We start from the raw sequence: 19893 nt of genomic DNA on the forward strand, positions 1-19893 counted from the left end.
GCCGGTCTAGCGGTAGTCGTCGGGGAGGGTCTGGCCGATCTTGACCTTTGCCTTGGGCATCCGCATGAACTTCATCTGCAGCGACCGCATCACGGCGTAGTAGGTCGTGCCGTTGAGCGGCTCGCCCGGGAACCGGCGGGTGAGCTCCCTCCGCAGCCGGAAGCGGAGGACCACCATGTCGACGATGACGAACAGGAACGTCGCCATCATGATCAGCGTGCTGGCCTGGCGGAGCGTGGGCTGGCCGGAGTAGCCGAGGACCATGCTGATGATGAGCAGCGGGATGAGCAGCTCGACCAGCGAGAACCGGCTGTCGACGTAGTCGCGGATGAACCGGCGGACAGGGCCCTTGTCGCGCGGCAGCAGGTAGCGCTCGTCGCCGGTCTTCATCGCCTGGCGGATCTTGCGGCTGTTCTCCGTCCGGACCTCGCGCTCACGCGCGGCCTGCTCCTTGCGCGTGCGCGGCGTCCGTGCCTTGGCCCGTGCGAGCGCCTCGGCCTCCTTGCGCTTCGGCGTCGGGCGACCCTTGCCGCCCGGCTTGGAGACCTCGGTCCCGACCGGCTCGGGCTCGGACTTGGTACGGCGGAACACGCTCATCGGCCCCTTTGTCAGCGGTCTGGTGTCAGTCGCGGTGGCTCTTGCCGGGCAGGTCCAGCATCCGCTGGAGCGCGACCAGCGCCTCCCGCTCGGTCGTCGGGTCGACCTCGATCCGGTTGACCACGACACCCTCGACCAGCGACTCCATCGCCCACACGAAGTGGGGGAGGTCGATGCGGTTCATCGTCGCGCAGTAGCAGACGTTGCGGTCCAGGAAGACGATGTTCTTGTCCGGGTGGGCGTCGGCCAGCCGCTGGACCAGGTTGAGCTCGGTGCCGATCGCCCAGCTCGAGCCCGCCGGGGCCGCCTCGACGGTCTTGATGATGTATTCGGTCGACCCGACGAAGTCGGCCTTGAGCACCACCTCGTGCTGGCACTCGGGGTGCACGAGCACGTTGAGGTCGGGGATCTTCGCGCGCAGCTCGTCGATCACGTCGGCGGAGAAGCGGCCGTGCACGGAGCAGTGGCCCTTCCACAGGATCATCTTGGCGTCGCGGAGCTCCTCGGCGGTCAGCCCGCCGTTGGGCTTGAAGGGGTTCCAGACGACGCAGTCGTCGAGGCTCAGGCCCAGCTTGAGCACGGCGGTGTTGCGGCCGAGGTGCTGGTCGGGCAGGAACAGGACCTTTGTGCCTGAGTTGTCAGCGCCCTTCTGCTCGAATGCCCAGTCGAGCGCCACCTCGGCGTTCGACGACGTGCAGACGACACCGCCGTTGCGACCGCAGAACGCCTTGATGTCGGCGCTGGAGTTCATGTAGGTGACCGGGACGACCTGGTCCTGGACGCCAGCCGCAGCCATGGCCTCCCAGGCCTTCTCGACCTGTGCGATCCGGGCCATGTCGGCCATGGAGCAGCCGGCCGCGAGGTCGGGGAGGATGACCTGCTGGTGCGGCCCGGTCAGGATGTCGGCGGACTCGGCCATGAAGTGAACGCCGCAGAAGACGATGTACTCCGCCTCCGGCCGGGCCGCCGCGTCGCGGGCCAACTTGAACGAGTCACCGGTCACGTCGGCGAACTGGATCACCTCGTCGCGCTGGTAGTGGTGACCCAGCACGAACACCCTGTCCCCGAGCGCCTCCTTGGCCGCGCGTGCCCGCGCGACGAGGTCGGGGTCGGAGGCCGCCGGCAGGTCGCCCGGGCACTCGACGCCACGCTCGGAGAGCTGGTCGGTGCCGCGGCCGAGCGGCAGCAGCGGGAGGTCGACGGTGGTCATGGTCGAATCCTATTCTGCGCCTGGGCGGGCGCCGATTCGTGGCTGAGCGCTGGGCAGCGCACGCCTAGAGCAGGGCACCGTTGTGAACGTACGGCGTGGGTGGTGCCATTCCGCGTACGCCGAGATAGCCCGACTGGGCGAGCTCGAGGCCGGCGGACATCCCGACGTCGACGGCCCAGAGGTTCGCCCCGGTCACGTGGGGGACCAGGTACTCCTCCCCGGCGCTGGCGAGGCAGGCCCACAGCAGGGAGCGCGCCGTCGCCTCGTCGGTCGCCGCGAGCACGGCGAGCCGGGCGCCGTCGGTGTAGGCGAACCCGCGCCCGCTGCGCGTCTCGGCGACCAGCGGGCGGGCCATCTCGGCCAGCCCCGCGTGGTCGGGGCCGTGGCCCCCGCCGCGCAGGTCGCGGGCGATCGCGTCCATCAGGGCGACGTCGTCAGGTCGGCCGTCGCGGACGCCCTCCGGGGCGGCCAGCCGGCGCCGGTCGACCCTGCCCCGCAGCAGCATCTGCGGGTGGAGCTCGAACCCGGCGCGCCAGTAGCGACGCACGGCGCGCGGGTCGACCGACGCGGAGAGCAGGCCGCCGGCGCAGTGTGCGCCGTAGGCGTCCGCGGCCGCGAGCAGCCGCGCGCCGACGCCCTGCCCCTGCAGGCCGGGGCGCACGGCGTACGTCGCCAGGCACCAGACCTGCTCGCGGACGAACGACGTCGCGAACCCGACCACGCCGGTCTCGTCCTCGGCGACCCAGCAGCCGCCGGGATCGTTCTCCAGGAAGCGGAGGGTCCGCGAGATCCAGCGCCCGGTGTGCTCCGGTGTCCGCCGCTCCGGCGCGGGCCAGTCGCGCGGGTAGGTGCGCGCGTCGAGCTCGTAGAACGCCTCGTCGCTGATCTGCTCCGCCGCCGCGACGTCGTCGGGGAGCATGGGTCGGATCCGCACCTCGGTCACCCGGCGACGCTACGGCTTGGGCAGGATGGCGCGCATGCGGATATTGGTGGCGCCGGACAAGTTCGCCGGGACGCTCAGTGCGGTCGAGGCCGCCGACGCGATCGCGGACGGCTGGCGGCGGCGGGCACCGGAGGACGAGATCGACCTGGCGCCGATGTCCGACGGCGGTCCCGGCTTCGTCGACGTGCTGCACGCCACGCTCGGCGGCGAGCTGCTCGTGACCGCGGTGCCCGGTCCGCTGGGGGCGGAGGTGCCGGCCACGCTGCTCCTGGTCGACGGGACGGCGTACGTCGAGAGCGCCCAGGCGTGCGGGCTCCAGCTCACCGGCGGCGAGGCCGGCGAGCGTGCCACCACGGTGGGGGTCGGCCGGCTGGTGGACGAGGCGGTCGCCGCCGGGGCGCGGCGGGTCGTGGTCGGCCTCGGCGGCTCGGCCTCGACCGACGGGGGCGCCGGCCTGCTGGCCGCGCTCGGCGCCCGCGCGGACGTGCCGCTCGACGGCGGCGGCGTCGCGCTCGAGGGCGTGACCGAGGTGGACCTGGCGCCTGCCCGGGCACGGGTGGACGGAGTCGAGCTGGTGGCAGCGTCCGACGTTGACAGCCCCCTCGCGGGCTTGTTCGGTGCCGCGAAGACCTTCGGCCCGCAGAAGGGCCTGTCCGAGGACCAGATCGCCCGACTCGACGGCCACCTCGAGCACTTGGCGGCGGTGACCGACCGGCGACTCGCGCTGGAGAAGGGAGCCGGCGCCGCCGGCGGGCTCGGCTTCGCGCTGATGCTGCTCGGCGCGGAGCGACGCTCCGGGATCGAGCTGGTCGCGGACGCTGTACGCCTGGCCGAGCGCGCCCGCGCCTCGGACATCGTCGTCACCGGGGAAGGGGCCTTCGACTTCAGCAGTCGCGCCGGGAAGGTGCCGGCCGGCGTCGCGGCGGTCGCCGCCGCGGCGCTGCGGCCGTGCGTCGCGCTCGCCGGCCAGGTGCTCGTGGGGTCCCGCGAGATGCGCGCGCTCGGGATGGACTCGGCGTACTCCCTCGTCGACCTGGTGGGGGAGGAGCGCGCGTTCTCCGACCCCGCAGGGTCGCTGGCCGCGCTCGCCGAGCGGGTCGCCAGGACCTGGTCGCGCTAGGTCGATCGCTAGAACATGTTCTAGATTTGCCCGGTGCAGACGACTGTTCTCCTCGCCGAGGCTCCGTTCACCGGGGCCGACCACCCGTTCACCCTCACCGAGGTCGAGCTCGACGACCCGCGTCCCGACGAGGTGCTGGTCCGGGTCATCGCGACCGGGCTTTGCCACACGGACCTGACGGTGCCGACGATGCTCCCCGCCGAGATGTTCCCGACGGTGATGGGCCACGAGGGGACCGGCGTGGTCGAAGCGGTCGGCGCCGACGTGACCGGCATCGAGGTCGGCGACCACGTCGTCATGAGCTTCCGCTCGTGCCGCGCCTGCTCCACCTGCACGGCCGGAGACGTCGGCTACTGCGAGCAGAGCCTGCTCCTCAACTACATGGGGATGCGCCCGGACGGGTCCACGACCATACGCCGCGGAGGCGAGACCGTGTTCGGGTCGTTCTTCGGTCAGTCCAGCTTCGCCCGGCATGCGCTGGCCTACGCCGACAACTGCGTGGTCGTGCCGAAGGACCTCGACCTCGCGCTCCTGGCCCCCTTCGGCTGCGGCTTCCAGACCGGGGCCGGCACGGTCCTCAACGTGCTGCGAGCGGGGCCTGACGACAGCCTCGTGGTCTACGGCGCCGGGGCCGTCGGGCTCGCGGCCGTCGCGGCCGCCTGCGGTGCCGGGGTGGGGACCGTGATCGCGGTCGACCCGGTGCCGGCGCGCCGCCGCCTCGCCGAGGAGTACGGCGCCCGCGCCCTCGACCCGACCGCGGACGAGCCCGGCACCGCGCCCGTGCCCGACCAGGTCAAGGAGCTGACCGGCGGCGGGGCGTCGTACGCCATCGACACGACGGCCATCCCGGCCGTGGTGCAGCAGGCCCAGCACTCGCTGCGGATGCGCGGGACGCTGGTCGCGCTCGGGCTCGGAGCGCCGGAGTACCCGATCGACGCGATCGACCTGCTCCAGTCCGGCAAGGTGATCCGCTCGTCCGTCGAGGGCGACGCCGACCCGCGGACGATGGTCCCCGAGCTGATCCGCCGGCGCTCGGAGGGGGCGTTCGACGTCGACCACCTGGTCACGAGGTACCCCTTCGAGCGGATCGCCGACGCGATCGAGGACGCGGCCAAGGGCTTGGTGGTCAAGCCGGTCCTCACCTGGTGATCGCCGCAACATGGGGAATAACCACAGATGTGGGACCATTGAGGTGTCGTAACGACCCGAGACTTGTCTGGAGAGAGCATGAGCGACCAGTGCGGATGCGGCGGACACGGCCACAGCCACGGTGCTGAGGGAGCCCCCGCGGCGAGCACGGCCAGCACGGCGACCGCGACGGTTGCCGCGCCGGTGACCGTCGACCGTCGTGAGGACCAGATCAACCTCAGCCCGGTTGCCGCGGCCAAGGTGAAGAGCCTCCTCGAGCAGGAGGGCCGCGACGACCTGTCGCTGCGGATCTCCGTGCAGCCCGGCGGCTGCAGCGGCCTGCGCTACCAGCTGTTCTTCGACGAGCGCTCGCTCGACGGTGACGTGGTCACCGACTTCGACGGCGTTGCCGTCGTCGTCGACCGGATGAGCGTTCCTTACCTCAACGGCGCGGTGATCGACTTCGTCGACACCATCGAGAAGCAGGGCTTCACGATCGACAACCCCAACGCCACGGGCTCGTGCGCGTGTGGAGACAGCTTCCACTGAGCGGTCCCAAGACGTTCGAATGACGAACGCCCCTGCCGCTCGGCAGGGGCGTTCGTCGTTCCGGGATCAGTCGAGGTGCAGGTGCAGCGCGTTGGCCAGCCGCTGCGCTGCCTCGGAGATCTGGATGTCCCGCTTCGGGACCTCGCGGGGGAAGTCGTCGAAGTGGATGCTCGGCGGCGCCTCGGTGACCTTGCGGGCCGCCCGGGCGAGCTGGCCGTTGACGGCCTCGCAGTCGGCCCGGAGCTGGGTGGGGGTGTCGAGCTCCTCGTAAGGGGTCATGTCGTCGACGCTAGGCGCTACTGATAGGTAGACCCAGCCGTACCGGCCGGTAGTGTTCCGTGTCGTGACTGACGCCACTGGCTCCCTCCTCATCGCGGCCTCCATCGCGACCGACCACCTCATGACGTTCGAGGGCAAGTTCGCCGACTCGCTCGTCGTCGAGCAGCTCGACAAGCTCTCGGTGAGCTTCCTGGTCAACGACCTGGAGGTACGCCGCGGCGGCTGCGCCGGCAACATCTCCTTCGGTCTCGGCGTCCTGGGGCTGCGCCCGGTGCTCGTCGGCGCCGTGGGCGAGGACTTCGGCGACTACCAGTCCTGGCTGGAGCGCCACGGTGTCGACTGCGACCACATCCACGTGTCGCCGACCCGTCACACCGCCCGCTTCGTGTGCACCAACGACTCCACGATGGCGCAGATCGCCTCGTTCTACCCCGGCGCGATGACCGAGGCGCGGGAGATCGAGCTCAAGCCGATCGTCGACGCGGTCGGCGAGCCGGCCTACGTCCTGATCGGGCCCGACGACCCCGAGGCCATGCTCCGGCACACCGAGGAGTGCCGCCAGCGCGGCTACCGCTTCGTCGCCGACCCGTCGCAGCAGCTCGCGTTCGGTGACGGCGACCTGATCCGGCAGCTCATCGACGGTGCGGACATCCTGATCACCAACGAGTACGAGTCCCACGTCATCGAGAAGAAGACCGGCTGGACCGGCGACGACGTGCAGGAGCGGGTCCGCCTCCAGGTGACCACGCTGGGCGCCCAGGGCGTCCGCATCCAGGGCACCGACCAGGCCGTGATCGAGGTCCCGGCCGCCAAGGACGTCACGCCCGTCGAGCCCACCGGCGTCGGCGACGCGTTCCGTGCGGGCTTCCTCGCCGCGCTGGGCTGGGGCCTGAGCCTCGAGCGGGCTGCGCAGACCGGCTGCGTGCTGGCGGCGTACGTCGTCGAGACGGTCGGCCCGCAGGAGTACTCCTTCACCGCGGCCGAGTTCGTGGAGCGGCTCCGGGCGTCGTACGGCGACGAGCCGGCCGCCGAGATCGGGAAGTACGTCAGCTGACCCGGCGCACGACGTAGCGGGGGGCGCCGTCGTCGGCCGACTCCTCGCCGACGTACTCCTGGCCGCGCATGCGGCACCAGGCGGGGACGTCGTGGCGCGCGGCGGGGTCGTCGGCGACCACGGCGAGCAGGTCGCCGATCGCGACGCCCGGCAGGGCGCGGGCGAGCTCGATGATGGGGCGCGGGCAGACCTGCCCGCGGCAGTCCAGCTCGGTCATCCGCGGGGTGGTCACAGGCCCGTCCCGGCGCGGATGTCGGAGACGACGTCGGTGAGTGCCGCGCAGAACTCGTCGACCTCGTCGTCGGTCGTGTCGCGACGCAGGGAGACCCGCACGTTGCCGTGGGTGAGTGCGCCCATCGCGGCCAGCACGTGGCTCGGCTCGAGGGTCGACGCCGTGCAGGCCGAGCCGCTGGCGACCCCGAACCCGCGCCGGTCGAGGCCGGTCACCAGCTCGTCGCCGCCCACGTAGAGACAGGAGAACGTCACGAGGTGCGGCAGCCGGTCGACCGGGTCGCCGACCACCTCGGTGTCGGGGAGCGCCGCGGCGGCGGCCCGGATCCGGTCGACGAGGCGGTGCTGCCGGGCAGCGGTCTCCTCCCGCTCGGCGAGCACCGCCTGGAGCGCGGCGGCGGCGGCCAGCGCGGCGGGCACGGCGGCCTCCCCGAGCTGGTCGAGGCCGTCGTCCCCGGGGAACGGGGTCGTCCAGCGCGCCGATCGGCGTACGGCGAGCACGCCCACGCCCGCCGGACCTCCCCACTTGTGCGCCGACGCCGCCAGCGCAGACCACCGGGTGGGCAGCGGGAGCCGGCCGACCGAGGCGGCGGCGTCGACGAAGAGCGGCACGCCGTCGGGCAGGTCGAGCTGGTCGACTGGCTGGACCGTGCCCACCTCCTGGTTGGCCGCCTGGAGCGCGACGACGGCGACGCCCGCCCGCCGTGCGGCGGCGTCGACGGCGGCCGGCTCCACCCGGCCGAGGGCGTCGACCGGGACCACCGCGTGGCCGGGGGAGTCCTGCCAGGCCACCGCGTGGAGCACGGAGGAGTGCTCGACGGCGCCGTGCACGATGCCGGTGGCCGAGCGGGCCCGGACCAGGCCCAGCAGGCCGCGGTGGACGGCGTCGGTGCCCGACGCGGCGAAGCCGACCTCGTCCGCGCGGGCGCCGAGGCACTCCGCGACGACGGCCCGGGCGTTGTCGAGCAGCAGGCGCGCCTCCCGGCCGGCCCGGTGGAGGCGGCGGGGGTCGGCGTACCCCCGTTCGAGCGCCGCGAGCAGGGTCTCCCGGGCGGCGGGATGCAGCGGCTCGGCAGACGCCGAGTCGAGGTAGCCACGGGCGCTGGTCACGCTCACAATGTAGTAGTGCCACGTTTCAGACCCGGCGCTCTGAGGGCGGTCGGGGTCCGCTAGTGTTCGCTGGAGTTGTGACCCTCGAGAGGAAGGCTCGTTCGTGGGCTTGAGGCACCCCGAGCGCACGGGTGGATCGGCCCGGCGCATGCGCCGCGCTGCCGTTCTGGTCGGCGTCGTCGTACTCGCGCTGGGCCTGACCGGCTGTTCGGATGAAACAGAGGCGGGCCGGCTGGCGATGCCCTCTCCGGTGACGGAGGAGGGGCAGCAGATCCTGGACCTGTGGCAGGGGTCGTGGATCGCCGCGCTCGCCACCGGGGTCGTCACCTGGGGGCTGATCCTCGGGGCGGTGGTCTTCTTCCGGCGGCGCAGCGACGACGAGATCCCGATCCAGACGCGCTACAACCTGCCGATCGAGATCTTCTACACGATCTTCCCGATCATCATGGTGATCGTGTTCTTCTCGCACACCGTGCGGGTGCAGAACGTCGCGCTCGAGGTCGAGCCCGACCCGGACGTCGAGGTGCTGGTCGTCGGCCAGAAGTGGCAGTGGACCTTCAACTACCCCGAGTCGGTCGACGCGGCGGAGGGCTCAAACGTCTTCGTGTCCGGCACGGGCGAGGACATGCCCGACCTGGTCCTCCCGGTCGACAGCCGGATCGAGTTCCAGCTCTACAGCCCCGACGTCATCCACGACTTCGGCATCCCGGCGTTCGCCATGCGGATGGACGTCGTCCCCGGTCGCGACAACATGTTCCAGGTCACGACCACCGAGACCGGTGAGTTCGCCGGCAAGTGCTACGAGCTGTGCGGCACCTACCACTCCCGGATGCTGTTCAACGTCAAGGTCGTCTCCCAGGAGGAGTACGACGCCTACCTGGCCGAGCTCGCCGCCGACCCCGACCACGTGAGCGAGGAGCCCGTCGTCGGCGGTGCCTACGCGAACACGCCGGTCCTCGAAGACGTGAACAACAGCGAGGAGGACACCGAGTGACCGCCACCGTCGCGCGTTCCGCGGAGCTCACCGAGCGCAAGCCGCTCGGCCAGATGGTGGTGCGCGTCATGACCACCACCGATCACAAGCTGATCGGCAACCTCTACTTCACGACGTCGCTCGCCTGGTTCATGGCCGGCGGCATCATGGCGCTGCTCATGCGCTCCGAGCTGGCCTACCCGGGCAGCCAGGTGGTGAACGAGGAGACGTTCAACCAGCTGTTCACGATGCACGGCACGATCATGCTGCTGCTGTTCGCGACGCCGCTGTTCTTCGCCTTCGGCAACGCGATCATGCCGCTGCAGATCGGCGCCCCCGACGTCGCGTTCCCGCGGCTCAACATGTTCAGCTACTGGCTCTACCTGTTCGGTGGCCTGATCGCCGCGGCCGGCTTCCTCACCCCGCAGGGCGCGGCGTCGTTCGGCTGGTTCGCCTACACCCCGCTGTCGGACTCGGTGAACAGCCCCGGCGTCGGCGGCGACCTGTGGATCATGGGCCTCTGGATGGCCGGTCTCGGCACCATCCTCGGCGCGGTCAACTTCATCACCACGATCATCTGCATGCGTGCCCCCGGCATGACCATGTTCCGGATGTCGATCTTCACGTGGACGGTGCTGATCACCAGCCTGCTCGTGCTGATCGCGTTCCCGGTGCTCGCCGGCGCGCTGCTCTCGCTCGAGGCCGACCGCCAGCTCGGGGCCCACGTGTTCGACCCGTCCCACGGCGGCGCGATCCTCTGGCAGCACCTGTTCTGGTTCTTCGGGCACCCCGAGGTCTACATCATCGCGCTGCCGTTCTTCGGCATCGTGTCGGAGATCCTGCCGGTCTTCAGCCGCAAGCCGATCTTCGGCTACGTCGGCCTGGTCGGCGCGACCATGGGCATCGCGATCCTGTCGGTGGCGGTGTGGGCGCACCACATGTTCGTCACCGGAGCGGTCAACCTGCCGTTCTTCTCCGGCATGACCTTCCTGATCGCGGTCCCGACCGGTGTGAAGTTCTTCAACTGGATCGGCACCATGTGGGGCGGCTCCGTGCGGATGGACACGCCGATGCTGTGGTCGGTCGGCTTCCTCACGACGTTCCTCTTCGGTGGCCTGACCGGCATCATCCTGGCCAGCCCGCCGCTCGACTTCCACGTCTCCGACTCCTACTTCGTGGTGGCGCACTTCCACTACACGGTGTTCGGCACGGTCGTGTTCGCGATGTTCGCCGGCTTCTACTTCTGGTGGCCCAAGCTCACCGGCAAGATGCTCGACGAGCGGCTCGGCAAGATCCACTTCTGGCTGCTGTTCATCGGCTTCCACACGACGTTCCTGATCCAGCACTGGCTCGGCGTCGAGGGCATGCCGCGGCGCTACGCCGACTACCTGCCGGGTGACGGCTTCACGACGCTCAACCAGATCTCGACGATCGGTGCGTTCATCCTCGCCTCGTCGATGCTGCCGTTCTTCTACAACGTCTGGATCACCCGGAATACGCAGCCCGTCGGCGTCGACGACCCGTGGGGCTGGGGCCGCTCGCTCGAGTGGGCGACCAGCTGCCCGCCGCCGCGCCACAACTTCCACAGCCTGCCCCGGATCCGCTCGGAGTCCCCGGCGTTCGACCTCCACCACCCGGAGATCGCGGCGATCGAGATCGACGCCAACCCGGCCGAGACCACCGGCAAGCTGGTGGACGCACCGGAGGCACGCGGCCGGGGGGAGCACATCGCCCAGCAGCAGGCCAAGAAGGACGCCGGCGACCCCGACAGCCACAGCTACCGTCACGACGCCACGGAGGATGAGGTCTGATGAAGGTCGAGGCATGGCTCTTCGGCATCACCACCGTCTTCCTGGTGCTGGTCACCCCGGCCTACTGGTTCATCACCGAGACCGGTGACACCGGCGCCGACTGGACCGGCACCTCCGCCCTGGTGATGACCACGCTGCTGACGGCGATGGTCACCCTGTACCTCGGGTTCCACGCCCAGCGGATGAACCCCCGGCCCGAGGACCGTACCGACGGTGAGATCGCCGACGGCGCCGGTGAGCTGGGTTTCTTCCCGCCGTACTCCTGGTGGCCGTTCTGGTGCGCCTGCACGCTCGGCATCATCGTGCTCGCCCTCGCCGTCACCGCCTGGTGGCTGGTGGTCCTGGGCTCGGCCCTCGGCGTCCTGGCGCTCTCGGGATTCATCTTCGAGTACTACCGCGGCGAGCACGCGCACTGAGCCACCTCGTCCGAGGGGCGGGTGACAGCATCACACCGGCGCCGGGTTGCCAGCGCGACGCGTGAGATAGGCGACGTGCGAGAAGTCAGGATCGCCTGGGGTGCCGGGTTACCCTTTTGGTCCGGCGACTCCGCCGGCTGACCACCCTCGCAAAGGACATCTCTCGCATGCATGCCCTGTCGACCCGCGCTCGTCGCACCCGCTCCGCGTACCGTCGCGGTCTTGCCGGGCTGGCCGTCACCGCTGTGCTGCTCAGTGGCTGCAGTGCTGCCGAGGATGCCATTTCGGCGGCCGGCGGCGGCGACGACAGCGAGACCACGGCTCCGGCGTCCGCACAGGCGCTGCTGAAGACGAGCGTCAAGAAGGGTGCGACCGACGTCCCCGTCGACACGGAACTGAAGGTGACGGCCAAGGACGCCACGCTGACCAAGGTCACCGTGAGCCAGCCGTCCGGCGAGCTGCCCGGCACGATCTCCGACGACGGCTCTCGCTGGACCGCCGACGACCTCCTCGAGCCGGGCGTCACCTACACCGTGAAGTCCGTGGGCAAGGACGCCGAAGGCGAGACCGTCCGCAGGACGTCCAGCTTCACCACCGAGACGCTCACCCTCGACCAGCAGACCTATCCCTCGGTCGCCCCGCTCGACGGCGAGACCGTCGGCGTCGGCATGCCGGTCGTCGTCACCTTCGACATCCCGGTGACCGACCAGGCGGCCTTCGAGCGCAACATGCACGTCACGACCACCCCGAAGCAGACCGGAATCTGGCGCTGGGTGAGCAGCACCGAGGCGCACTACCGGCCGAAGACCTACTGGCAGGCGGGCACCGAGGTCAGTGTCGACCTCGACATCAACGGTGTCGACGCGGGTGCCGGCATCTACGGCCAGGAGGACCGCCAGGTCGACTTCTCGGTCGGCGACGCCCACGTCTACGAGGTCAACGCGCAGACCCACCAGATGAAGGTCTATTCGAACGGCTCGCTGCTCCGCACGATCCCGATCACCACCGGCAAGGAGGGGTTCACGACCCGGTCCGGCGTGAAGGTGATCATCGAGAAGTTCGACGTGAAGCGGATGAACTCCGAGACGATCGGCATCCCGGCCGGCTCCGCGGAGGCCTACGACATCGACGACGTCCAGTGGGCGATGCGTCTCACCTACTCCGGTGAGTTCATCCACGCCGCCCCGTGGTCGGTGGGCTCCCAGGGCAACGCCAACGTGTCCCACGGCTGCACCGGCATGAGCACGGACAACGCCGCCTGGCTCTACGCCATGACCCTGCGGGGCGACGTGGTCGAGTACACCGGCACCGACCGGCCGATGGAGCCCGACAACGGCTACGGCGACTGGAACATCCCGTGGTCGGAGTACCAGGCGGGCTCCGCGCTCTGACCCGGTAGGGCGGCCTCGTCCGATGGGGCCAGCCCCTGGCAGAGATCATGCCTGCCAGCACGTTCAGGCCGTGCAGGACGGCCGCGTACGGCGTGATGTTCGTCATTCGTGGGAAAGGACGAAGGCCCGCCCCCTCTGGGAGGGAGCGGGCCTTCGGCGTGCCGGCGGGGACCTAGTGGTCCGAGCTCGGGCCGTGCTTGTTCGGGCCGGTCGCGATGTGGTGCTCCAGCTCGTGCAGCTCGTGCTCCGAGTGGTGCTGCGCCTCGTGCAGCTCCTCGGCGGTCGGCTTCTGCACGTTGTCGGCGAACATCAGCGCCGACAGCTTGGCCCGGATCTTCCTGGTCACCTCGGCCCGCTTGCCGCCCGGAGCGGCGACGCCCGTCCCGTCGGCCGAGCCGTTGGGGGAGTAGACCTCCTCCCGGTCGCGAGCGGTGAGGACGTAGGCCTTCGTCTCGTCGATCGGCAGGTGCTTCTCCGCGTAGCCGCCGTCCGGCGAACGGACGATGACACCGGTCTCGTAGCCGTGCAGGAGCTTCTCCTGGTCGTGCCGCTGGAGGGAGATGCACCAGCGGCGGGCGATGATGAACGCCAGGATCGGCCCGATGATGATCGCGGCCCGCAAGAAGTACGTGATCTGGTTGATGCTGAGGTGCATCTTGATCGCGATGATGTCGTTGCCGCCCGCGGCCCAGGCGAGGCCGTAGAAGGTGACCAGCGCGGCCATGACGGCCGTGCGGGTCGGGGCGTTGCGCGGGCGCTGGAGCAGGTGGTGCTCCCGCTTGTCGCCTGTCACCCACGCCTCGATGAACGGCAGCGCCATCAGCACCATGAGCAGCAGCGGCGGCGCGATGAGGATCGGCAGCATGATGTTCCACGAGAGCGTCACGCCCCAGATATGGGTCTCCCACGGCGGGATGATCCGGAGGAGGCCGTCGGGCCAGCCCATGTACCAGTCGGGCTGGGACCCAGCGGTGACCTTGGACGGGTCGTAGGGTCCGAACTTCCACACCGGGTTGAGCGTGAACAGGCCGCCGAGCAGCGCGGTCATGCCGAACACGATGAAGAAGAAGCCACCGGCCTTCGCCATGTAGATCGGCATCAGCGGGGGACCGACGACGTTGTCCTCGGTCTTGCCGGGCCCGGGCCAGTGCGTGTGCTTGTGGTAGACGACCAGGATCAGGTGGGCCGTGATCAGCGCGAGCAGGATGCCGGGGATGAGCAGGATGTGGATCGCGTAGAAGCGCGGGATGATCTGGTCGCCCGGGAACTCGCCACCGAAGAGGAAGAACGACATGTAGGTGCCGATGACGGGGCTGGCCTTCATGAAGCCGTCCGCGGCCCGGACGCCGGTGCCGGACAGCAGGTCGTCGGGGAGCGAGTAGCCGGTGAAGCCCTCGATCGTGCCGAGCAGGAGCAGCAGGCAGCCGATGAGCCAGTTGACCTCACGCGGCTTGCGGAACGCGCCGGTGAGGAAGACCCGCATCAGGTGGATCATCATCGCGGCGATGAAGATCATGGCCGCCCAGTGGTGCATCTGCCGCATCAGCAGGCCGCCGCGGACGTCGAAGGAGATCTCCAGGGTCGACGCCATCGCCCGCGACATGTGGACGCCGCGCAGCGGGTCGTAGGACCCGTTGTACTGGACCTCGGCCATGCTCGGGTCGAAGAACAGCGTGAGGAACACGCCGGTCAGCAGCAGGACCACGAAGCTCCACAGCGCGATCTCGCCGAGCATGAAGGACCAGTGGTCGGGGAAGACCTTGCGCAGGGACATGCCCTTGGTGGCCTTCGCGAGGCCGAGCCGTTCGTCGGCCCAGGTCGCGACGGCACCGGCAGCCTTGGCGCTCCGCTTCGGGGTCGCGGGCTCCGTGCCGTTCGTCGAAGCGACGTCAGCGGTCTTCATCATCAGTCACCTTCCGCAAAGCGGTCGCGTTCGTAGTCACGTTCCCAGTAGCTGGGTCCGACCGGTTCGGTGAAGTCGCTCTGCGCGACCAGGTAGCCCTGCTCGTCGATCTCGATCGGCAGCTGCGGGAGCGGCCGGCCGGCCGGGCCGAAGACGACTCGTCCGGAGTCGGCGAGGTCGAACGTCGACTGGTGGCACGGGCAGAGCAGGTGGTGGGTCGTCCGCTCGTTCAAGGAGATCGGGCAGCCGACGTGGGTGCAGATCTTCGAGTAGGCGACGATGCCGTTGACGTCCCAGTCCTCGCGGCCCTTGCCCGGCTTGATGTCGGCCGGCTCCATCCGGAGGAGGATGAGCGACGCCTTGCTCTTGTGGATCTGGAGCTCGGTGCCCTCGACGTCGGCGTGCTCCAAGTAGTAGCGGCCGGGGTTGAACAGCGCCTCCGGCTGCGCGTTGACGAGGTCGCCGATCTCGAGGTCCGACGCGAGAATCGGGGTGCCGATCGCGTCGCGCGAGATCCGCATCTTCGGGACCTGGACGGTGACTTCCTTGCCGTTCTCGACGATCTTGATCTCGCGGCCGCCCTGGCCCCAGATCGTGTGCTCGAGCTTGTCGCCCGGCAGCGTGCCGAGGTCGCGGAGCATCACCAGCGGGCCGATGCTGACCAGACCGAGTGCGGCGAGCGCGGAGTTGCGGACGAGCGGCCTGCGCGCGATGCCGGTCTCCTCGTAGCCGATCTTGAGGTCCGCGAGGGCCCGCTCCCGGTCCGCCTCCTCGGAGTAGGACGGGTGGCGCGCCTCGACGAGCTCGTGGTCGCCCATCAGCTTGCGCGCCCACTGGATGATCGCGATGCCGATGAAGAGCAGCGCGCCGGCGAGGGTGGCGCCGAGCGCGACGGTGGAGGCGCCGAGCCCACCGATCACGTGCCAGCTGTCGCCGACGTCGTAGGTGAAGTAGGCGACGACGAAGAGGACGGTGCAGAGCGCGGAGAGCCCGAAGAGCGCGGCGATCTGGATCTCGGCCCGCTTCTCCTTCGCCGGGTCGACGTCGGTCGGCCGCGGCTGGTGCACGGGGAGACCGGGGTTCGGGATCGGCTCCTCGGGATCGAGCTGGCCGCCGTGCCCGTGCGGCTCGATGGTGGTCACGCGTCCGCCCCGTCCTTCTTGTTCGTGCGTGTCGTCTGTGCGGCGATCCAGATCGCGAACGCGACCAGGCCGCCGATGCCGATGAACCAGGCGACCATGCCCTCGCTCACCGGGCCGAGGCTGCCGAGCGTGAAGCCGCCGTAATTGGGCTGCTCGTCCAGCGTCTCGAGGTAGGCGATGACGGCCTTCTTGTCGTCCGGCGGGATGTTGCCGTCGGAGAACGTGTCCATCGACTGCGGGCCCGTGAGCATCGCCTCGTAGATGTGCTTCGGCTCAACCCCGCGGATCTTCGGCGCGTAGCCGCCGCGCGGCATCGCGCCGCCGGAGCCCTCGAAGTTGTGGCACGCCGTGCAGTTGGCCAGGAAGATCTGTCCGCCGCGGACGACGTACTCCTCGTACTCCTCCTCCGACAGTGTGCTGGTGTCGTAGAGCTCGGGGTCCGGGATCTCAGGGCCGGTGCCGAGGCTGGCGACGTACGCCGACAGCGCCTCGATCTCCGCGTCGGTGTAGACGACCTCCTTGCGCGGGGCCTGGGCGCCCGGGGCGGCCATCGGCATCCGGCCGGTGCCGACCTGGAAGTCGACCGCCGCGGCGCCGACGTCGGTCAGCGCCGGGCCGTACTGGTCGCCGCCCTGGGTGAGGACGCCCTCACCGTTCTGGCCGTGGCAGAAGGCGCAGCCGACGAGGAAGAGCTCGCGGCCCTCCTTGACGAGCTCCTCCTGGCTCTCGGTGGAGTCGGCCTGCGCGGGCGCGAACGCGGCGTAGAGACCGCCGGTCAGCAGCAGACCGAGCAGGAGTACGACGAGGCCGGCGATCGGTCCGCGGCGGTACCGCGACAGGCGGCCGGCGGAGCGGTTCAGGAGGCGCACATTCAGTCCTTGCAGATCCGGAACGGACAGTTGGTCTTCGTCGGCAGTGTCGTGGGTGTCACGTCGCTCACTTGACGAGGTAGATCGTCGCGAACAGGCCGATCCAGACCACGTCGACGAAGTGCCAGTAGTAGGAGACGACGATCGCGCTGACCGCCTGCTCGTGGGTGAAGCGCTTGGCGAGGTAGGTCCGGCCGAGGACGAACAGGAACGCGATCAGACCGCCCGTCACGTGGATGCCGTGGAACCCGGTGGTCAGGTAGAACATCGTGCCGTAGCCGTCGTGCGGGATGGTGACGCCCTCGTGGATCAGCTCGGCGTACTCCAGCGCCTGGCCGCCGATGAAGATGGCGCCCATGATGTAGGTGAGGATGAACCACTCGCGCAGGCCCCAGCCGCTGACCTTGAGCATGGAGCCGGTGCGTCCCACCTGACCGCGCTCGGCCGCGAACACGCCCAGCTGGCACGTAAAGGACGACAGCACCAGGATCGTGGTGTTGATCGACGCGAACGGCACGTTCAGCAGGGCGGTGTTCTCCGCCCACATGTCGGGGCTCACCGAGCGGATCGTGAAGTACGACGCGAACAGGGCCGCGAAGAACATCAGCTCGCTCGAGAGCCAGATGATGGTGCCGACGGCGACCATGCTGGGTCGGTCGTGCTGGCCGTGCAGTCGCGAGGCCGGGAGAGATGCGGTTGCTGTGGTCGCCACGGGGTCATTATGTCGATACCGGACCCCGACGTCTCCCCGACCCCCTGGAATCGGACGGCCCCCCGCGAGGACGTACCGTCAGTACGTGGATCCGCTCTCCTGGGCGACGCTCGTGACCGAGTGGACGCTCGCCCCGCTGCCCCTGGTGGTGACGGTGTGGTCGGTCGGGCTCTACGCCCTCGGCGTGCTAGTCCTGGCCAAGCGCGGGGACCGGTGGCCGGTCGGGCGGTCGATCGCGTGGGGCGTCGGGATGCTCGCGTTCTACCTGGCGACCTCCTCGGGCCTCGCCGCCTACGACACCGTGCTGCTGAGCGTCCACATGGCGCAGCACATGGTGCTGTCGATGATCGTGCCGCTGTCCCTTGCGCTGGGCGCGCCGGTGACCCTGGCGCTCCGGACCCTGCCGAAGCGCCCCCGCGGCTGGCTGCTCGCGGTGCTCCACTCGCGGGTGGCGAAGGTGCTGTCCTTCCCGCCGCTCACGTTCCTGCTCTACGTGATCTCGCCCTGGGCCCTCTACTTCACCAGCTGGTACGACGCCTCCCTGTCGAACGCCTACGTCCACGAGATGATGCACGTCCACCTGGTGGCGGTCGGCGCCCTCTTCTTCTGGCCGATCGTCGGGGTCGACCCGCTCCCTGGGCGGGTCGCCCACCCGTTCCGGGTGCTGCTCACCGTGCTCACGCTGCCGTTCCACGCCTTCCTCGGGGTCACGATCATGGGTCAGAGCGCGCTCATCGGCGGCGACCACTACCCCGCCCTCCACGACGGCCCGATGGGCGCCTGGCTGCCCGACCCCCGAGCCGACCAGGAGCTGGCCGGCGGGATCCTGTGGGGTGCCGGGGACCTGGTCGGCATCGTCTTCTTCGTCGTTCTCTTCGTCCAGTGGGTGCGGGCCTCGATGAAGGAGGCCGAGCGCGAGGACAGACGCCTCGACCGGCTGGAAGCGCGCTCCGAGTAACATCCCGCACGTGACGGACTCCCAGGCACTCAAGGTCCTCGTCTACAGCGACGACGTGCACACGCGCGAGCAGGTCATCCTGGCGCTGGGGCGCCGCCCCCACCCGGACCTGCCCGAGGTGGAGTACGTCGAGGTAGCGACCGAGCCCGTCGTGATCCAGAACATGGACGCCGGCCACATCGACCTGGCGATCCTCGACGGCGAGGCGGTCCCGGCCGGCGGCATGGGCATCGCCAAGCAGCTCAAGGACGAGATCTACCAGTGCCCGCCGCTGCTGGTCCTGACCGGACGCCCGCAGGACGCCTGGCTCGCCACCTGGTCGCGCGCCGACGCCGCGGTACCGCACCCGATCGACCCGATCCAGCTCGCCGAGGCGGCCATCGCCCTGCTGCGCTCGCGCGTCCCCGCCTGATGGCGTCCGGTCACACCTGGCCGGAGGTCCTCAGCACGCTCGTCGCCGGCGGCGAGCTCACCTCCGCGCAGGTGGCGTGGGCCACGGGCGAGATCCTCGCCGGCGAGGCGACCGACGCCCAGATCGCCGGCTTCGCGGTCGCGCTGCGGGCCAAGGGTGAGACGGTTGCCGAGGTCACCGGCCTGGTCGACGCGATGTACGCCGCCGCGACGCCGATCTCGGTCCCCGGGCGGCTGCTCGACGTGGTCGGCACCGGCGGTGACCGCTCGATGTCGGTCAACATCTCGACGATGGCGGCGATCGTGGCCGCCGGCGCTGGGGCGAAGGTGGTCAAGCACGGCAACGTGTCGGCGAGCTCACAGTCCGGCTCGGCCGACGTGCTCCGCGCCCTCGGGATCCGGCTCGACCTGACGGCGGAGCGGGTGGCGGCCGTCGCCGACGAGGCGGGCATCACGTTCTGCTTCGCCAAGACGTTCCACCCGGCGCTCCGGTTCGCCGGCCCGGCGCGCAGCGAGCTCGGCATCGGCACCACGTTCAACATGCTCGGCCCGCTGACGAACCCCGCTCACGCCCAGGCGCGGGCCGTGGGCTGCGCCGACCCCCGGGTCGCGCCGATCATGGCGGGCGTCCTCGCGGCGCGGGGCATCGATGCCTGGGTCTTCCGCGGCGACGACGGCCTCGACGAGCTGACCACGACCACGACCTCGGCCGTGTGGGTCGCCCACGAGGGGAACGTCTCGACCACCTCGGTCGACCCCGGCCTGCTCGGCCTGCCCCTCGTCGACAGGGACGCGCTGCGCGGCGGGGACGCCGAGCACAACGCGGGCGTCGTACGCCGGCTGCTGGCGGGGGAGACCGGGCCGGTCCGTGACGCCGTCGTCCTCAACGCCGGCGCCGCGCTCGCTGTGTACGACGCACCCGGCGCCGACGTGCAGGAGGCGCTCGCCGCCGGCATGGCCCGCGCCGCCGAGGCGATCGACTCCGGCGCCGCCCGGGCGGCCCTGGACCGCTGGGTCGCCGCCGCCTCGTCCTGAGGCCTGCTGCTGACTAGTCCCAAGGGACTAGCAGGAGTGGCCTCCCGTCCG

21 protein-coding genes are annotated in these 19893 nt (G+C 70.3%); 11 read left to right on the plus strand and 10 right to left on the minus strand.

All coding sequences use genetic code 11. The annotated features are described in order from the left end of the window. Positions 1 to 6: 6 nt before the first annotated feature. The 3 genes from F0U47_RS01515 to F0U47_RS01525 form a co-directional block, all read right to left on the minus strand. A complete protein-coding gene (locus F0U47_RS01515; RefSeq protein ID WP_246159365.1) occupies positions 7 to 597 on the minus strand; it encodes a DUF3043 domain-containing protein in 591 nt (196 codons plus the stop codon). A 25-nt stretch (positions 598 to 622) separates the two neighbouring features. Continuing rightward, on the minus strand, positions 623 to 1807 hold the full coding sequence (gene nadA / locus F0U47_RS01520; protein WP_149748545.1) for a quinolinate synthase NadA: 1185 nt from the start codon (positions 1805 to 1807) through the stop codon (positions 623 to 625). Between the two features lie 64 nt (positions 1808 to 1871). Next, the gene (locus F0U47_RS01525) at positions 1872 to 2750 is read right to left on the minus strand and encodes a GNAT family N-acetyltransferase (RefSeq protein WP_223162614.1); all 879 of its coding nucleotides are present in this window, start codon (positions 2748 to 2750) and stop codon (positions 1872 to 1874) included. A 34-nt stretch (positions 2751 to 2784) separates the two neighbouring features. Between F0U47_RS01525 and F0U47_RS01530 the strand changes: the two genes are divergently transcribed. The 3 genes from F0U47_RS01530 to erpA all read left to right on the plus strand — a co-directional run bounded on the left by F0U47_RS01530 (position 2785) and on the right by erpA (position 5547). Then, positions 2785 to 3870 (plus strand): glycerate kinase family protein, encoded by a 1086-nt coding sequence (locus tag F0U47_RS01530; protein ID WP_149748546.1) that lies wholly within the window; start codon positions 2785 to 2787, stop codon positions 3868 to 3870. A gap of 33 nt (positions 3871 to 3903) precedes the next feature. Next, complete coding sequence (locus F0U47_RS01535) at positions 3904 to 5019, plus strand: NAD(P)-dependent alcohol dehydrogenase (protein WP_246159366.1); 1116 nt, start codon at positions 3904 to 3906, stop codon at positions 5017 to 5019. Positions 5020 to 5202: 183 nt separating this feature from the next. Next, entirely contained in the window at positions 5203 to 5547 is a 345-nt protein-coding gene (gene erpA, locus F0U47_RS01540; RefSeq protein WP_149749076.1) for an iron-sulfur cluster insertion protein ErpA, read from the plus strand. A gap of 66 nt (positions 5548 to 5613) precedes the next feature. On the opposite strand, the gene F0U47_RS01545 is transcribed toward erpA, so the two are convergent. Beyond that, positions 5614 to 5826 carry a P-loop NTPase family protein gene (locus F0U47_RS01545; protein ID WP_149748548.1) on the minus strand — a complete coding sequence of 71 codons (213 nt, stop codon included), beginning with the start codon at positions 5824 to 5826 and terminating at the stop codon, positions 5614 to 5616. A 64-nt stretch (positions 5827 to 5890) separates the two neighbouring features. Here F0U47_RS01545 and F0U47_RS01550 point away from each other — a divergent pair, with 64 nt between their 5' ends. After that, complete coding sequence (locus F0U47_RS01550; RefSeq protein ID WP_306439271.1) at positions 5891 to 6880, plus strand: carbohydrate kinase family protein; 990 nt, start codon at positions 5891 to 5893, stop codon at positions 6878 to 6880. Here F0U47_RS01550 and F0U47_RS01555 read toward each other — a convergent pair. After that, positions 6873 to 7097, minus strand: coding sequence for a sulfurtransferase TusA family protein (locus F0U47_RS01555; protein WP_223162615.1), 225 nt, complete (start codon positions 7095 to 7097; stop codon positions 6873 to 6875). The genes F0U47_RS01550 and F0U47_RS01555 overlap by 8 nt on opposite strands. 11 nt (positions 7098 to 7108) lie before the next feature. After that, on the minus strand, positions 7109 to 8221 hold the full coding sequence (locus F0U47_RS01560; protein WP_149748550.1) for a cysteine desulfurase family protein: 1113 nt from the start codon (positions 8219 to 8221) through the stop codon (positions 7109 to 7111). A gap of 103 nt (positions 8222 to 8324) precedes the next feature. Between F0U47_RS01560 and ctaC the strand changes: the two genes are divergently transcribed. The 4 genes from ctaC to F0U47_RS01580 all read left to right on the plus strand — a co-directional run bounded on the left by ctaC (position 8325) and on the right by F0U47_RS01580 (position 12812). After that, positions 8325 to 9215, plus strand: a complete 891-nt coding sequence (ctaC, locus tag F0U47_RS01565) for an aa3-type cytochrome oxidase subunit II (protein WP_246159367.1) — start codon at positions 8325 to 8327, stop codon at positions 9213 to 9215. A 53-nt stretch (positions 9216 to 9268) separates the two neighbouring features. Further along, positions 9269 to 11005 carry an aa3-type cytochrome oxidase subunit I gene (gene ctaD, locus F0U47_RS01570; protein WP_149749079.1) on the plus strand — a complete coding sequence of 579 codons (1737 nt, stop codon included), beginning with the start codon at positions 9269 to 9271 and terminating at the stop codon, positions 11003 to 11005. Then, on the plus strand, positions 11005 to 11421 hold the full coding sequence (locus tag F0U47_RS01575) for a cytochrome c oxidase subunit 4 (protein WP_149748551.1): 417 nt from the start codon (positions 11005 to 11007) through the stop codon (positions 11419 to 11421). The genes ctaD and F0U47_RS01575 overlap by 1 nt, the downstream gene beginning before the upstream one ends. A 167-nt stretch (positions 11422 to 11588) precedes the next feature. Beyond that, on the plus strand, positions 11589 to 12812 hold the full coding sequence (locus F0U47_RS01580; protein WP_149748552.1) for a L,D-transpeptidase: 1224 nt from the start codon (positions 11589 to 11591) through the stop codon (positions 12810 to 12812). 172 nt (positions 12813 to 12984) lie between these two features. Here the strand turns inward: F0U47_RS01580 and qcrB are convergent, their stop codons facing one another. From qcrB to ctaE, 4 genes are all read right to left on the minus strand, one after another. After that, positions 12985 to 14715 (minus strand): cytochrome bc1 complex cytochrome b subunit, encoded by a 1731-nt coding sequence (gene qcrB / locus F0U47_RS01585; protein WP_149748553.1) that lies wholly within the window; start codon positions 14713 to 14715, stop codon positions 12985 to 12987. A 2-nt stretch (positions 14716 to 14717) separates the two neighbouring features. Then, positions 14718 to 15857 (minus strand): cytochrome bc1 complex Rieske iron-sulfur subunit, encoded by a 1140-nt coding sequence (gene qcrA, locus F0U47_RS01590; protein ID WP_149748554.1) that lies wholly within the window; start codon positions 15855 to 15857, stop codon positions 14718 to 14720. Beyond that, positions 15854 to 16726 (minus strand): cytochrome bc1 complex diheme cytochrome c subunit, encoded by an 873-nt coding sequence (qcrC, locus tag F0U47_RS01595; protein WP_149748555.1) that lies wholly within the window; start codon positions 16724 to 16726, stop codon positions 15854 to 15856. The genes qcrA and qcrC overlap by 4 nt, the downstream gene beginning before the upstream one ends. 67 nt (positions 16727 to 16793) lie before the next feature. Then, positions 16794 to 17438: an aa3-type cytochrome oxidase subunit III gene (gene ctaE / locus F0U47_RS01600; RefSeq protein ID WP_149748556.1), complete on the minus strand. Its 645-nt coding sequence runs from the start codon at positions 17436 to 17438 to the stop codon at positions 16794 to 16796. Between the two features lie 85 nt (positions 17439 to 17523). Between ctaE and F0U47_RS01605 the strand changes: the two genes are divergently transcribed. From F0U47_RS01605 to trpD, 3 genes are read left to right on the plus strand one after another with little or no spacing between them, the layout of a single operon-like run. After that, the gene (locus F0U47_RS01605; RefSeq protein ID WP_246159368.1) at positions 17524 to 18396 is read left to right on the plus strand and encodes a cytochrome c oxidase assembly protein; all 873 of its coding nucleotides are present in this window, start codon (positions 17524 to 17526) and stop codon (positions 18394 to 18396) included. Positions 18397 to 18406: 10 nt separating this feature from the next. Next, on the plus strand, positions 18407 to 18808 hold the full coding sequence (locus F0U47_RS01610) for an Rv3143 family two-component system response regulator (protein ID WP_188111123.1): 402 nt from the start codon (positions 18407 to 18409) through the stop codon (positions 18806 to 18808). Further along, positions 18808 to 19842 (plus strand): anthranilate phosphoribosyltransferase, encoded by a 1035-nt coding sequence (gene trpD, locus F0U47_RS01615; RefSeq protein WP_149748559.1) that lies wholly within the window; start codon positions 18808 to 18810, stop codon positions 19840 to 19842. Before F0U47_RS01610 ends, trpD begins: the two co-directional genes overlap by 1 nt. Positions 19843 to 19893 lie beyond the last annotated feature (51 nt).

Source organism: Nocardioides antri (genome assembly GCF_008373765.1).
GTDB classification, from domain to species: domain Bacteria; phylum Actinomycetota; class Actinomycetes; order Propionibacteriales; family Nocardioidaceae; genus Nocardioides; species Nocardioides antri.